Consider the following 13,870-nt stretch of genomic DNA (forward strand, 5'->3'; position numbering starts at 1 on the left):
GACGCTACAGTTGGGATCAGCGCAGGGTCAGTTCGACGCCGACGCTGCCTACGAAGTCACCAGCGACCACATCCACGGCGGGGTTCGGGCGGAGGTAGCGTGCCTGCATTACGTACTGGTACACGCCCGCGGTGGCCCGCGTTTCATCGATCGTGTCAACGCCGAGGGTCAGCACCTCATCCTTATGGATCAGCTCCACCGCAACGTTGGTGGCAGCGCCACTGGCGGCGGTGTTGCCAATCTTGCCGTCGACCGAACCCGACGGATCCACGAACTTCACCTCCATGGTGCCGGCAGGGCACGTGTTAGCCGTACTGCCAACTTCCAAAGTGAACGGAGTTGTACGGGACGACTCTGTGCCCGACTCGACGGTGGCCTTAGTGACAGTCGCCAGCCTCAGCGGACCGCTGGCCACGCCAGCGAAGCCCACCGAACAGGATGTGGCATTGATGGCGCCGCTGAAGCTGATGGTGGCGTCGGCCGCATTGGCCGACGCAACAGCGCCCAGCGACAGCGCGGCGGACAGAGCAATTGCAAGCTTGTTCATGTTGATTAATTCCTGTTTAGGGTTGGTTGTTTGCGTTCAAGCCGCGCGTTGATGGGCTTGAGCGAAGGGCATTCCCTTCGAGAGGAAATGCTACGGATGCCGCTATCCGGCAGGCATAGGACAACGACTAAAAGCGTCAGCCCTTGCCGGATCGCAGCTCCCGGTTCAGAACGCCCAGCGGGCGCCCAGGTGGAACTCGCTGGAGGCCAGGTCCAGGCGCATCTTTTCGTCCTGCAGGCCGCGTGCGTTACCAAAGGTGTTCCAGCCGCTTTCGGTACTGCCCATGTCGACGTAGCGGTAGCCCAGGTCGATATGCACACCGTTGGAAACGACGGCAGAAACACCTACCCCGGCCGACCACGCCGGGCCAGTACGCGTGGTACTGCCATAGCGACGGCCCTCGTTGCCCTGCCAGCCGGCAGATTTCAGCTGTGCAAGACCGGCACCCGCGCTGCCGTAGATCGACCACGCCTCGTTGATGGCGAGGTCGCGATAGACATTGAGCATCAGCCGCTGCGAGGTAACGTCATGGTTGTTGAAGCTGGTGGCGAATGTGCTCGATCCGCTGGTGTAGGTGTCACTGCGGCGCAGGGTGTACTCGCCCTCGGTGCGCCAGCCGTTGCCATGCGCGTATCCCAGGCCCACGGCACCGGTGACGAAGCGCTGGTGTTCGTCGCCTGCCACAAAGCGGCCAATGCCCGGGCGGGCGCTGGCATCCATGTTGCGGGCACGGTGATCGGCATCAACGATGCGAACAGTGGCGTAGTAACCTTCGTTGGTGTTGGCGTGGGCCAGCTGCGGCAGGCAGCAGGCGACCGTCGCCGCCAGGAGCAGTGCGTTTGCGTTCATTGGGTGTCTCTTGCTGTGGAGTGAAACGGATCACCGGGCGGGCCATGACCTCGGCTCGCCCGGACGCGGGATCCACGCGAATTACTTCTCGTACTGGCGCACCCAGCTGCGCTGCGTGGCGTCATAGCGCAGCGTCACCGGCGTGGCGCCCAGCGCCTTGGCGCCAGCACCTTCAACCTTGAAGAAATTCGAGTTCGACGGATCGGTCAGCTGGTAGATGTCACCGTCAATGGCATCGGCCGGCATGCGCATGGTCACCGGAGTAGTCACATCCTCAGCGGGGCTGCCGGTAACCAGGTCGGTCCAGCGCTGCGAAGGCTTCGGCAACTGGTACTCGGTCGGCTTGATGTGGTCGCGACCATGGCGGGCATGCCACTTGCCGTCGCCGCTGTTGAACACGAAGGCGCAGGCCTGGGTGGCCGGGCACGCGAAAGCCCGACCACCTGCGATCTCATTGCCGCTGATTGCAACGGCATGGGCACTGTCATTGGCCACGGCCAGCACGGCCCCCTTCGGTGCAGCGGCCGGCAACAGCATCGATACCGGGCCGAGCTGGCTGCCGACATAGACCTGGGTGACGGCATGCTCCGACTGCGGCACAGCAATGTCACCACGCGCGATCACGCGGCGGGCGCTCAGGCCGTCCCAGATATCCCAACGCTTGTAGTTCTTGCTCCAGCGCAGCTCGACATTGGCATAGGTATCGATCGGCAGGTAGACCAGATCGGCGAAGGCCGTCTTGGCTGCGTCCAGGCGACTGCTGCCGTGGGCCAGCGAGCTGAGCACGACAAAGTCGGCACCCTGCGGGTTCGCCGGCAGCTGCATCTGGTTGACCCAATCGCTGGAAGCCAGCTCGAAGTACAGCTTGCTGTAGCCCGACGGCATGACGCCGCTCCCGCCGTTCTTGCTCGGGGTCAGGTAGGCCTCGGTGGCCGATGCAGCAGCCGGGGCCAGGCACGCCAGCAGGGCGGCCAGCAGGGTATTGCGATGCGACTTCGTCATCAGATCTGCTCTCTCTTGAATGGAATTACCCGGAGCGCACCCGCACTCGCGCGCGTGCGCCCCGGCCCCATCAGGCTGATGGAGATCCGCCGTTCAAGCTGTCTGACTCGTCCTATTTTTCACCAGATCTTCACTAACAAACTCTGATTCACTGGGGATACGTGCGGCCAGGATTTCTGGCCGCACGCCAGGCAAGGCTTTTTACCTGGGCTGATGCATCCAGATGCGGCGGCCCGCATCGAAGTAGAACGTGTTCACGCCACTACTGACCGGCACCACCTCGCCCAGATCGGTGTTGTCGGCAAGGATGTAGGCAAAGTGATCCCCCGAAGGATTCTTCACCTGATAGACATCGCCATCCACGCCGGAGGCCGGCAGGCGCAACATGCCCGGGGTCTGCAGGTCGTCGGCAGGGCTGCCCACCATGACCGTGGTCCAGCGGTTTGTGGGTGCTGGCAGGTCGACCTGCGATGCGCTGATCTCAACAACGCCACTGCGCGGATGCCACTGGCCCGTGGGGAAGTCGAACACATAGGCACAGGCCTGCGCCGCAGCACAGACCATGACCGAGGAACCGCTGCGGACCAGAATGTCATTGCTCTGCCGGCTGGTGACCGCCAACTGTGCACCCTGCGGAGCAGCATCGGGCAGATTGATGGCGGTGAACTTCCAGCCGCTGTCGTGCACCTGCGTTACCGGAGCCCCGGATGGCGGAATGCTCAGCTCCGGCATGCCCCACTGCGGCTGCACGAATTGAGCCGAATGCCCACCCAGCACAAGCCAGCTGTTCACGCTCGGATCCCAGAACAGCCACAGCGAAGTTCCCCGGCCAACCGGCAGGTACACCAGATCCTTGAAGCTGGTGCCTGATGTATCCAGGCGCGCCATGCGATTCGATTCGGAGGTCAACAGAACCTCGTCGCCCGACCGCGGATTCGCTGGCAACGTGATCTCTTCGGCCCAATCGCCTTCTTTCAGATTGAAGTACAACGTGCCGTAGCCAGACGGCATGGCACCACTTCCACCATTGCTGTTCGGCGAGAGGTGAACTTCGGCGGCAGTTGCGGCCAGCGGAGACAGGCCGGCCAGCAAGGCAGCCACCAGGGAAAGGTGACGCAGGTTGTTCATCGTGACAGCTCCATTGAAGGGAATGCCGGCCGCCAGAGAGGACGAGGACTCTGTGCTGTAGCCGACCCAGCCAAGGTGACCGGATTCCTTCCCTGATGCTGTCTGACTCGTTCTAGTTTTCGCCGTCAGGCCTTGCGTCGTTCCTGCTGCCAGTGCGGCTCCAGTTCATCGCCACATGCGCAGCTCCGGCCATAGGCCGCAATCCAATCGCTGCGCATCTGCTTGCGCTGGCTGGGAGATGCATACAGGTACTCGTTGAGAAGTTCCATGTAGCGCTTCTGTCCATGCGGCGTCAGCTGGGCAAAACTCCACATCAGCGATGCAATGCGTGCGTCAAGTAGAGGGGGCATGGCGGCTCCGCGCGTGTCGGCAATCGATGCCTCCACCCTATCGCCCTGATCCTGAGTTTCCATCGGACAATGTCCGGTTGCGGCGGCGTCATCCATCGTCGCTGCCCTCGGGCTGGCCGCGCGCCACCTGCGAGGCCGAAACCAGGCCCTGATCCAGGGCATAGTCGAAGATCTCGCTGGTGCGCTTGAGCCCCAGCTTGCGCATGGCCGAGTGCTTCTGCGTGCTGACCGTCTGCCGGCTGCGCTTGAGCTGCTCAGCAATCTCTTTCTGGGTCATTCCATGCGCAATCATGCGCAGCACTTCCACTTCACGCTTGGTCAGGGAAACGTCGTACAGCTGCTCAAGCTGTTGCACGATGCTGGCAGACAGGAAACCACGCTGGTATCTCGCCGACTGGATCGCCAAGGCAAGGTCGGCCGCGGGGTCGAGCTTGCCGACAATGCAGTTCACCCCCGCCCGCCCGATGCTGGCCAGCACCTGCACCCCCGAAATACTGGTGAGCACCACCAGTGGCAATTTCGGGAAGCGCCGGCGAAGAAATCCAATCATGGCAACGCCGTCGCCATACTCGCCCCCTGGCATCGAGAAGTCGGTTACGACCACATCCACCGAATGCTTGCTCAATGCCTCGACCAATGCCGTAGAATTTCCAGCTGTGGCCACAATTTCCATCCCCGGCTCCTGGGCCAGGGACTCACGCACTCCGGCGAGGATGACGGGATGGTCATCGGCGATGACAATGCGGATATTCATGACATGATGTCCTTGCGGTTCTTTACTGTGTTGTCCCTGCCGGCTGCCGGCACTGGGTTCCTTCCCGCTTCCATCGGATACTCGCCTTGATGAACTCGTTGGCCATTCGCGTTGCCCTTGCCGACGATCACCCGGTGATCCGCCTGGGCGTGCGGAGTGCGCTTGATGAGGCGCCTGCCATCCAGTGCATCGGCGCAGCGGCCGACTCCACCGAACTGGTCGCCCTGCTTGAGCGCGAACCCTGCGATGTCCTGGTGACCGACTACGCGATGCCCGGCGGTGCGTTTGGCGATGGGCTGGAGCTGCTGGGTTATCTCGCACTGCACTACCCTTCCCTGCGCATCGTGGTGATGACCGGCCTGGACCAGCCCGGCCTGATCCACAAGCTCGATGCCAGCGGCGCCGCCGGCATTGTCAGCAAGTCGGATGATCTTTCGCAGGTGCAGGCAGCGGTGATGGCGGTCTATGCGCATCGCCGCTATCACTCGCCGGCGGTGGCGGAACTGCTGCGCCGCAAGGAGCAGCGCCGGGTGACCGCGCTTTCGCCGAAGGAAGTGGAAGTGGTCCGGTTGTTCCTGGAAGGCCTGAGCATCACCGAGATCGCCGCACGCCTGGACCGCAAGAAGCAGACCGTCAGCACGCAGAAGGTCAACGCGATGCGCAAGCTGGGCATCGAGCGCGATGCGGAGCTGTTCTCGTTCGCGGCCGATCTTGGCCTCAAGGTGCCCGATCCGCAGCGCTGATCGGGCGCGTGGTGCATTCGTCACGATTCCTGCTCCAGTTCGCGCCGGTAGTCATCCAGGCATGCCTGCAGCGCCGCGTGCAGGGCATCGAGCTGCGATGCCGGAACGTCCATCCCTTCGCGCAACACCTGCTCCACCTCGCCGCAACGCTCGCCCAACGCGTGCTCGCCCAGCATCTGCAGCACGCCCTTGAACGCGTGCACGCGATCCAGCAGCCGCTGCATGTCGTTCCCGACACGTGCTTCGGCCATCGCCTGTAGATCCTTGTCGCCGGTCTCCACGAACAGGCGGCGGATGGCGGCGGATGGCCGGCTTACGCTGGCGGTTGCGATGGCCCCAGCGGCCGGGCGCCGACTGGTTCTGTTCAATCCAGCCTCAAGGCGTTCGAGATTCAAGGGCTTCAGCAGCAGATCATCGATGCCCGCCGCGAGGCAGCGCTCACGCTCGCTGGCCAGTGCGGTGGCGGTGATCGCCAGGATCGGCAGCGACTGCCCGCGCTGGCGCAGCTCACGCGCCAGGGCGTAGCCATCCATCACCGGCATGTTGATGTCGGTCAGCACTGCCAGATAGGTGTCATTGCGCCATAACGCCAATGCGGCGGCACCGTCTTCTGCAGCCTCCACCGCGAAACCCAGTTCTTCCAGCTGCTGCTGGATCAACTCACGGTTCACCGCATTGTCTTCCACCAGCAATACGCGCCCACGTGATTGCGCGGCGGCCCGCTCGGCTTGAGCGCTGGGCGCTGGACCTTGCTGCGGCGCGCCAATGGCCGCCAGCAACGCTTCACTCGCGTAGCAGGTCACTTCGGTACGATCACCGCGCAATTCCGGCGTCAACGGGCCTTGTGCATGCGCGAATACGGTGCGCTGATGGGCAGCCGCCAACTGCCGCTCCTCGTCATGGCCCCATGGGCGGTGATCGCCTGCGATCAGCAGCACCTCGCCGCTGGCATCGGCTTGCGGTGCATCCAACAGCAGGGCTTGCGCGCCCCATTCCGCCATCAGACGCCCAACCTCATTTCGCCACTCAGGCGTGGATGACAGCACAGTGATGCGCTGGCCCGCCAAGGGCTGCGCTGCAGGCAGCGCTGCAGGCTGCAGGCGTACCGGCAGCAGCAGGGTGAAACTGCTGCCCACGCCTTCGGTACTCTCCACCGCCACCTGGCCACCCATCGCCTGCGCCAGTTGTTGGCACAAGGCCAGGCCCAGCCCACTGCCGCCGTACCGGCGCGAGACGCTGGCATCGGCCTGCTGGAACGGCTGGAACAGCTGTCCTGCCTGCTGCAGGCTCATGCCGATGCCGGAATCGATCACCTGCATGCGTAGCTGGGTGCCCATGCCATCCACATCCTGCACTTCGGCACGCAGGATGATGCGACCCGATTCGGTGAACTTGACCGCGTTGCTGACCAGGTTGTTGAGGATCTGGCGGATGCGATGTGCATCGCCAATGCAGTCCTGGCCCAGCGGCGCCTCCACGGCGAAGAACAGGCGCACGCCTTTGCGCAGCGCATCGGGAGCGTAGAGCAGTGCCACGCTTTCGATAAGAGGGCGCAGCGCAAAGGGAGCGGGCTCCACATCCAGCTGCCCGGCTTCGATCTTGGAAAAATCCAGCACATCACTGATGATCCGCATCAACGCATCGGCAGAGAATCGGATGCGATCCAGCCGCTCGCGCTGGCCGGGCTGCAGCGGCGAACGGGCCAGCAGCTCGAGGTGGCCCAGCACACCATTGAGCGGCGTGCGAATCTCATGGCTCATCGTCGCGACGAACGCGGACTTGGCACGCGTTGCAGCCTCTGCGGCCTGGCGTGCGGCCTCGGCATCCTCGCGGGCACGGCGCAGCGTGTCTTCCAGCTCCACCTGGGCGGTCACATCGCGCAGGGCACAGACCCAGACCGCTTGGTCGTGATACGTGGCCAGTGCCATGCTGATCTGCAGCTGCGTGTCGCAACCCTCGTCGTCGGGCGACCACTGCAGCTCCAGCGCTTCGTCGCCATGGCTGCTGCGCCCCAGCTCGGCCAGCCTCACGTACAGCGGTGCGATCGCATCGCTGCCTTCCTCGGCGCCCTCGCCGACCAGGGCTCGTGCGGTCTCGTTCTGCAACAGCGGCATGCCACTGTCGCGCGCCAGCAGTGCCAGCCCAATCGGTGCGGTGCCGATGATGGCCCGGCTCAGCGCTTCGCTCTCGTAGACCCGCGAGGCATCGGCCAATGCCGGCTTGAATACACGGCGGTCGATGCGCAGCAGCAGCCACCACAGCAGGCCGATGATCAGCAGCGCGCTGAGGCTGCGTGCCAGCAGGTAGGGCCCCTGCGCCGCCCAGATATCGGACCAGTCGTAGACATGGCTGAGCGTCCAGTCCACGCCCGGCAGGCTGCAACTGATGATGAAGCGACCCTGCGCGTACTGCCGCGAAGGCTTGGTGCCCATGCGAGCCGGCAAGGCCTGCAGCAGCAGGCCCTGCTCCTGGCTGCTCAGCCCGCCGCTGCTGAGCACCACCTCGTGCTTGGACGACAGCACCAGATAGCGCCCCTCTTCACGCGCTTCCAGCCGGGACTTGATGTTGTCGACCGACTCGAAGACGACGCGCCGGAAGTACGGCGTGGTGCCCTCGGCCATCGTGACCACACCCACCAGCGACGACTGCCCATTGAGCGGGTTGGTTGCAAAGCGCGACAGCAGCCTGCCCTCACGAGACGCGGCACGGATGGGGCCAGGACGCGGCGGCACTTTGCGCACCTCCGGCTCATCACGCAGCAGGCGGGCAAAGGCCTGCTGGCGGGTGGCCACGCCCAGGGTCTGCAGCAGCTGAGCCTCGTCGCGGACGTTGGACACGGCCAGCAGTCGCCCCTGTGGCTCATAGGCGAACATCGCCACCGGGCCGGGCACGTCCTGCGAGGTAATCGAATCGGCGGTATAGGCCGAGTAGATGTCGATCATGCCGAGGTAGGCCTTCAGCTCCCCGGGCGGCAAGGGATTGTCGCGGGCACCCAGCACCAGCCATGGCACGGCAGTGCGCCCTTCAGCGCGGACCACCACCTCCTCGCCCTGGGCATGGAAGCGCTCGGCCAGCGGCGCACCGACCGCCTGCAGGGCCGGCCGCTGGTCACGCCACAGCACGTCGTTGCCATTGACCGAGGTGGCATAGGCCCGGTCACGCTGGTAGAGGAAATAGTCCAGCGCGGCACGTGCTTCAAGGAAGGACTGGCGTTCGCGGGCGTGGAACTCTTCCACATCGGCAATGGAGCTGACAATGGCCGTCAGCAGCACCAGCACCGTGATCAGCGCACCGCCTCCCAGCAGCAGGCGGCGACGCAGCCGGCGCAGGTCGTCCAGGCGCGCGGCGACGGCCCTGCCGTCCGTTCCCTGCACTGCTTCGGTGCCTGCCATGACCGTGATCCTGAGGTGGGTACCCATGCAATTTATCCGATTGCGTCAATAGCTGGCATATCTGGCCCAGCCGAAGCCAGCGCCTGCAGCACTGCCTGGGACAAGGCCTCGCTGGCATAGCAGGACACCGTCCAGCCACCCTGTTCTGGCTGTGGGCGCAGCGGCCCCTCGCGGGAGACCTGGACCCACGGCTGGCCACTCTGCCGTACCCAGCGGACGTCTTCGCCAGGCGCCTCGAACAGGACCCACGCGCCCCCGCACGCGCCCTCCACCGCCGGGCCACGTACCAGCTGCACCTGTGCCCCCCACTTCTGCAGCCGCCGTTCCAGCTCCCCGTGCCACGGGCCAGGCGCAGCCAGCAGATTGATCCGCTGCCCGGCCAGTGGCAGCGGCACCGGGATGGCGATCGAGGTCAACAGCGGCACCTCGAAGACGAAACGGCTGCCAACGCCGGCGGTGCTTTCCACCCATATGCGCCCCCCCATGCGTTCGCACAGCTGCTGGCACAGCGCCAGACCCAGGCCGGAGCCGCCGAAGCGCGCAACGATGCTGGGCGCGGCCTGCACAAACGGCTGGAACAACCACTGGCACTCGACAGCGCTCAGGCCAATGCCGGAATCAGTGGCTTCAAGGCGCAGGTAGCAGCCCTCATCACCGCGCTGGCAGGACACCCGCAGCTGCACCCGGCCCGAGGCGGTGAACTTCAGCGCATTGCTGGCCAGGTTGCGCAGCACCCGCTCGATGGCCGCCATCGGCGCCACGGCTGCGGCCGGCACATCGGCATCCACCACGCAATCCAGTTGAAGGCCCTTCGCCTGTGCTACCGGGGCGTACAGCACGGCAACACGCTCCAGCAGCGCCGAAGGGGCGAACCGTTCGGGGGTGAGCGTCCACTGCCCGGACTCGATGCGCGACAGATCCAGAACATCGGTGATGATGTCCATCAATGAATCGGCAGACTGGCGCAGGCGCAGCACACGCTCGGCAGGCTCGGCCTGCAACGGGCTGCGTGCGAGCAGCTCCAGGTGGCCAATGATGCCGTGCAGCGGCGTGCGGATTTCGTGGCTCATCGCCGCCACGAAGTTGGATTTTGCGCGGCTGCAGGCTTCTGCTTCCGCAGTCCGCTTCTGCTCCGCCACGAGCTCACGCATATCGTGGCTGATGTCCTCCACCATCAGCAGCACACCGCCCGGCCAGGCATCACCACCTGAATGCATATGCGTACGATGGAACAGGCGCTGCTTTGGATCGCCTGCCAGTGCGATGTCGCCCTCCACCTTCACCGCACCATGGCGGGTATCGGCCTGCATCATCGCCTCGCGCAGCTGTGGCATCAGTCGCGCACCGGCAGCACGATCCATGCGCTGCAAGGAACCATTCCAGTCCTGTACGTGGCCGGTGCTGGCTTCCAGCAGTGCCACGCCAACGGGCACGTGATCGAGCAGCAGGCGCAGACGGCGGTCACGGGCATAGATGGCTTTCACCTGCCGGAACGCCGGCGTGTACATGCGCCGATGCAGCCACAGCAACAGGAACCAGAGCAGTGCCAGTGCCACCAGCACACAGGCAATGCCGCTGAGCAGCATCGGTGCGATGCCGCGCAGGATATCCCGCCAGCAGTAGGTCTCCACCAGCGTCCAGGGCGTACCGGCCACGGCCAGGGCCAGGGTGAATCGGCCGTTGTGGAAGCGCGCACGCGTGGCGTCGCCCAGCAGCACCCAATCGGTGTCGGCGGACGTACGCATGGCCGTGGCATCGGCGCCGTCCGAGGCCAGCACGCGCAGGCCGTCGCGGTCCAGCAATGCGATGTGGCCTTTGCTGTTATGGCGCAGCAGTGCCTGCAGGCGTGCCATCGGCTCGTAGGCCACGAAGGTGGCGATGGGCGTCGCCCCCGCACTGGCCTGGAACACCGACACCAGCGAGGGCTCGCCGGTGATCGGGTGGCGACCGAACGTCCGCCGCGGGCTGTCGCTGCGCTCCACGCTTTCCAGCAGCGGCACCTGGTCGTGGCCGGAGGCCGGTGCCAGCAGCTGCGCCGGCGCACGCAGGTGTTCGAATACATCGCTACGTGAATTCGCCGCGAGCGCGGTGATCAGGCTGCGCTCGGTCAAACCCTTGTCCAGCGACAGGTACTGCCCGCTGGGATCGAAGAAATAGGATGCACCGGCGGGCTCGGCATCGTCTGCGGTTCCGCTCAGGCGCTGGATGAGCGACACCGCCGTGGTCAGCTGCAGATAACGCTGCAGCTCCTGCGGGCGCCACTGCGCTGTCTCCAGGCCCAGCGCCATCTGCGGCCGGCTGCTTGCATCGGCGGCCACCACCAGCCGCTGGCCGCCCTGCAGGTAGGCGTTGCGCATGGCTTCGGCGCTGGCGTCACCCAGCTGGACGTCGCGATCCCAGGCGTACTCGGCCATGTTGGCCAACCGCGCGTAGGCGGCGTCCTGGCGTGCCAGCTGGAACTGCAGCGCCGTGTGCGCACGGCGGAATTCGGCAATGCGACGCGCCTCGTAGCCGTTGACCTGGACCACGATGAGGGTGATCAGCACGCTCAGCGAGAGCAGGCTCAGCACCGCCCCACACGCCAGCATCAGCCGTCGCGGATACCGCCGCAGCGCCTGCAGCTCGCCCGCACCAGCAGGCGCCGGCCCGGCAGCGGAGTGCAGGCGGCGCAGCGAATCGGCAATGGAAGGGGCGGCGGACGGCATGGCATCGGGCGGCGTCGAGCGCTCGGCGTGAAGAACATGGGAGCGCCAGCATGCGTGGCGGTCGCCGCCGTCGATGTAGGACAAAGTCCAAAAAGATGGCCATGCGTGACGCATTTGCCCGTATAGACAGTTCTGTCCACATTTCGAACTTGTCCGGTTTCCGGGCTGCTCAAGGCTGGCGAGGCTGGGCGCTCCCCGTTGACGAGGACATCACGATGACAGCATCAAGAGGCCGCGAGCGCCTGTGGGCACTCCGTCTGATGGCCCGGCAAGCCTGCCACCGTGCAAGCCTGCGGCTCGGCGCGGTCCTGCTGCCACTGCTGCCGGCACCTGCGCGGGTCTCTCTAACCGAGGGTGCGGCCTCCGCACTCGGGCCACTACTGCAGGCAGAACGCCATGGCCGCGCCTTCGACACCCTGCAGCGGTTGGGCCACGCGCCCTCGGCTGCGGCGGAACTGAGCGCCCGTTTCCTGGCCGGGCGGTGGTTGCGTCAGGCCCATTTCCAACGCCTGCAGTCCCTGCCCTTCAGCGCCCTGCAACACGTACTGCGTGGCATGGCCTGGCAGGACCCGGGTGCGCTGTGGGCGGCGGCGGCTGGGCGGCGCCGTGTTGTCTGCCTGCTGCCCACTGGCGATGTCGAGCTGGCGCTGGCCGCCGTGCTCGATCGTCCGGGCGCGCCCGCGCACTACTTCGTCAACACCCATCACCGCGACGATTCGCCCGAACTGCGCACACTACTGGCGCTGAAGCGCCAAGGGCATCGCCTGGAGATCGGCCGTGCGCAGCAGCGGGGCGAGGCCTGGCGGCAGCTGCGCCGCGGAGCGACGGTGGTGGCCCTGCTGGACCCCTGCCCGTGGCGGGAAACCGGCGTGACCAGAGAACCTGCACCGCTGCGCCTGGCCCGTTTGGCAAACGTACCGGTGCTGGTACTGGGTCACCGGCGCGATGGCAGCGAGGCCGGCACCCTGTCCGTGCTGGGTGAGTTCAGTGCCGAGTCGCTGGCCGAGGGCGCAACTGCGCTGTATGCCGCCGCCCACGCGTTCCTGGCGGCGGCACCGCATGACTGGCATGACCTGGACCGCTAGGCAGAACGCAGAGGCCGCAGCAGGCAGCCGCCGGCTGCGGCCGATGGCATCATGCGATGACCAGTGCCACGTTGATGTTGTTGCGGGTGGCATGCGAATACGGGCAGACGACATGCGCCTTGCGCACCAGCTCCTCGGCCTGCGCGGTGGGCACGCCCGGCAGCGAGATGGTCAGTGCCACATCGATGGCGAAGCCGGTGCTGACCGCACCGATACCGACGCGGCCGGTGACCGCGGCATCGTCTGCGATGGCGATGTTGTCCTGCCCGGCGACATACTTCAGGGCGCCGAGGAAGCAGGCCGAATAGCCAGCGGCAAACAGCTGCTCCGGGTTGGTGCCGGTGCCGCCGGTGCCACCGAGTTCGGCCGGGGTGGACAGGGCGATGTCCAGGGTCTTGTCGGACGAAGTGGCGCGGCCTTCACGGCCGCCGACAGCCGTAGCCTGGGCCGAGTACAGGATCGATTCGATGCTCATGGGTTGCTCCGGTCGGTTGACTGAGTGGAGTGGCGGTACGTTCCGCCACCCAACCATCCTCCCGGGCGATGAGCGCCGCTTCCATCGGACAGCGACGATAGCGCGGCCCCGCTGCGGCCATCACCCTTGACCGCGCAGCTGTACGTACAACGCCAGTAGCGCCAGGTGCCCGATGTAATAGCCATAGAACGTCCAGCGCCACCTCGGCAGCCGCCAACGCACGCGCGCCACCGCCAGCACCACGGGAATGGTCAGCAGCGCCCAACCATTGTGGTTGGCCCAGCACACTGCAGCAAACCCGATCAGCAGCAGCCACCACGCACCATGGCGGAACGCCAGCCACCCGAGCAGCACGAAGCCGACGCCCGCCCATTGGTAGTCCACCAGCATCGGCGCCATGCCCGCCGCCAGCAGCAACAGCAGCGGCCGATTGTTCGCCAGCGCATGCACCGCCGCTGCCGCCAAGGCGAAGGTGAGCAGGATGTTGAGCGGCAGCCAGGAACCGAAGGCCAGTGCATGCAACGGCTGCGCGATCACGCCCCATGCGGCCAGGCGACGGATCGACTTGCGCAGGTCCGCGCCCGGCTGGGCGAGGTTGCAGGCCATCACCAGCGCGAACAGCGGGAACGCGATGCGGCCCAGTTCGCTTACGACCGGCAGGTAGCCGCCGTAGACCACTTTTGCCACGTGGTCGCCGGTCATGGTCAGCAGCGCGATCCACTTCAGCAGCTCGCGTGCGCCACTGCTGAGGCTGGGATCGGGCGTGGACATCCCTGTCGTGGTCGATTGCATCGCGGCAGCTTATGCGCATCGGCCAGCCCATTTCCAGCACCGCGAAAG

12 protein-coding genes are annotated in these 13,870 nt (G+C 65.7%); 2 read left to right on the forward strand and 10 right to left on the reverse strand.

Translation table 11 applies throughout. The features are described 5' to 3' along the window. Window positions 1–16 precede the first annotated feature (16 nt). The 6 genes from ACSYAO_RS11190 to ACSYAO_RS11215 form a co-directional block, all read right to left on the reverse strand. Complete coding sequence (locus ACSYAO_RS11190) at window positions 17–547, reverse strand: fimbrial protein (RefSeq protein WP_049460994.1); 531 nt, start codon at window positions 545–547, stop codon at window positions 17–19. Window positions 548–712: 165 nt separating this feature from the next. Next, the gene (locus tag ACSYAO_RS11195; protein ID WP_049460992.1) at window positions 713–1,396 is read right to left on the reverse strand and encodes an outer membrane protein; all 684 of its coding nucleotides are present in this window, start codon (window positions 1,394–1,396) and stop codon (window positions 713–715) included. 81 nt (window positions 1,397–1,477) lie between these two features. After that, window positions 1,478–2,398 carry a hypothetical protein gene (locus ACSYAO_RS11200; RefSeq protein WP_049460990.1) on the reverse strand — a complete coding sequence of 307 codons (921 nt, stop codon included), beginning with the start codon at window positions 2,396–2,398 and terminating at the stop codon, window positions 1,478–1,480. Window positions 2,399–2,599: 201 nt separating this feature from the next. Next, on the reverse strand, window positions 2,600–3,490 hold the full coding sequence (locus ACSYAO_RS11205; RefSeq protein ID WP_134950867.1) for a hypothetical protein: 891 nt from the start codon (window positions 3,488–3,490) through the stop codon (window positions 2,600–2,602). Window positions 3,491–3,651: 161 nt separating this feature from the next. Then, complete coding sequence (locus tag ACSYAO_RS11210) at window positions 3,652–3,972, reverse strand: hypothetical protein (RefSeq protein ID WP_149908512.1); 321 nt, start codon at window positions 3,970–3,972, stop codon at window positions 3,652–3,654. After that, complete coding sequence (locus ACSYAO_RS11215; RefSeq protein WP_049460983.1) at window positions 3,965–4,630, reverse strand: response regulator transcription factor; 666 nt, start codon at window positions 4,628–4,630, stop codon at window positions 3,965–3,967. The genes ACSYAO_RS11210 and ACSYAO_RS11215 overlap by 8 nt, the downstream gene beginning before the upstream one ends. An 89-nt stretch (window positions 4,631–4,719) precedes the next feature. Between ACSYAO_RS11215 and ACSYAO_RS11220 the strand changes: the two genes are divergently transcribed. After that, complete coding sequence (locus ACSYAO_RS11220; protein WP_049460981.1) at window positions 4,720–5,373, forward strand: response regulator transcription factor; 654 nt, start codon at window positions 4,720–4,722, stop codon at window positions 5,371–5,373. Window positions 5,374–5,393: 20 nt separating this feature from the next. Here ACSYAO_RS11220 and ACSYAO_RS11225 read toward each other — a convergent pair whose 3' ends face one another. Beyond that, window positions 5,394–8,765: a response regulator gene (locus ACSYAO_RS11225; RefSeq protein WP_149908513.1), complete on the reverse strand. Its 3,372-nt coding sequence runs from the start codon at window positions 8,763–8,765 to the stop codon at window positions 5,394–5,396. Window positions 8,766–8,797: 32 nt separating this feature from the next. Further along, window positions 8,798–11,470, reverse strand: a complete 2,673-nt coding sequence (locus tag ACSYAO_RS11230; RefSeq protein WP_149908514.1) for an ATP-binding protein — start codon at window positions 11,468–11,470, stop codon at window positions 8,798–8,800. 215 nt (window positions 11,471–11,685) lie between these two features. On the opposite strand from ACSYAO_RS11230, the gene ACSYAO_RS11235 reads away from it, so the two are divergent. Then, a complete protein-coding gene (locus ACSYAO_RS11235; RefSeq protein ID WP_049460977.1) occupies window positions 11,686–12,555 on the forward strand; it encodes a hypothetical protein in 870 nt (289 codons plus the stop codon). Window positions 12,556–12,604: 49 nt separating this feature from the next. Here the strand turns inward: ACSYAO_RS11235 and ACSYAO_RS11240 are convergent, their stop codons facing one another. Both ACSYAO_RS11240 and ACSYAO_RS11245 read right to left on the reverse strand, forming a co-directional pair. Next, the gene (locus ACSYAO_RS11240) at window positions 12,605–13,030 is read right to left on the reverse strand and encodes an organic hydroperoxide resistance protein (protein WP_032129483.1); all 426 of its coding nucleotides are present in this window, start codon (window positions 13,028–13,030) and stop codon (window positions 12,605–12,607) included. A 120-nt stretch (window positions 13,031–13,150) separates the two neighbouring features. Then, the gene (locus tag ACSYAO_RS11245; RefSeq protein ID WP_049460975.1) at window positions 13,151–13,822 is read right to left on the reverse strand and encodes a TraX family protein; all 672 of its coding nucleotides are present in this window, start codon (window positions 13,820–13,822) and stop codon (window positions 13,151–13,153) included. Window positions 13,823–13,870: the final 48 nt, after the last annotated feature.

This window comes from Stenotrophomonas sp. STK16_22 (assembly GCF_051984505.1).
Lineage (GTDB): Bacteria > Pseudomonadota > Gammaproteobacteria > Xanthomonadales > Xanthomonadaceae > Stenotrophomonas > Stenotrophomonas maltophilia_A.

Coding starts and splice junctions, on each gene's coding strand:
- ACSYAO_RS11210 (WP_149908512.1), bottom strand. CDS start 3,972: ATGGATGACGCCGCCGCAACCGGACATTGTCCGATGGAAACTCAGGAT.
- ACSYAO_RS11215 (WP_049460983.1), bottom strand. CDS start 4,630: ATGAATATCCGCATTGTCATCGCCGATGACCATCCCGTCATCCTCGCC.
- ACSYAO_RS11195 (WP_049460992.1), bottom strand. CDS start 1,396: ATGAACGCAAACGCACTGCTCCTGGCGGCGACGGTCGCCTGCTGCCTG.
- ACSYAO_RS11235 (WP_049460977.1), top strand. CDS start 11,686: ATGACAGCATCAAGAGGCCGCGAGCGCCTGTGGGCACTCCGTCTGATG.
- ACSYAO_RS11230 (WP_149908514.1), bottom strand. CDS start 11,470: ATGCCGTCCGCCGCCCCTTCCATTGCCGATTCGCTGCGCCGCCTGCAC.
- ACSYAO_RS11200 (WP_049460990.1), bottom strand. CDS start 2,398: ATGACGAAGTCGCATCGCAATACCCTGCTGGCCGCCCTGCTGGCGTGC.
- ACSYAO_RS11220 (WP_049460981.1), top strand. CDS start 4,720: ATGAACTCGTTGGCCATTCGCGTTGCCCTTGCCGACGATCACCCGGTG.
- ACSYAO_RS11225 (WP_149908513.1), bottom strand. CDS start 8,765: ATGGCAGGCACCGAAGCAGTGCAGGGAACGGACGGCAGGGCCGTCGCC.
- ACSYAO_RS11240 (WP_032129483.1), bottom strand. CDS start 13,030: ATGAGCATCGAATCGATCCTGTACTCGGCCCAGGCTACGGCTGTCGGC.
- ACSYAO_RS11245 (WP_049460975.1), bottom strand. CDS start 13,822: ATGCAATCGACCACGACAGGGATGTCCACGCCCGATCCCAGCCTCAGC.
- ACSYAO_RS11190 (WP_049460994.1), bottom strand. CDS start 547: ATGAACAAGCTTGCAATTGCTCTGTCCGCCGCGCTGTCGCTGGGCGCT.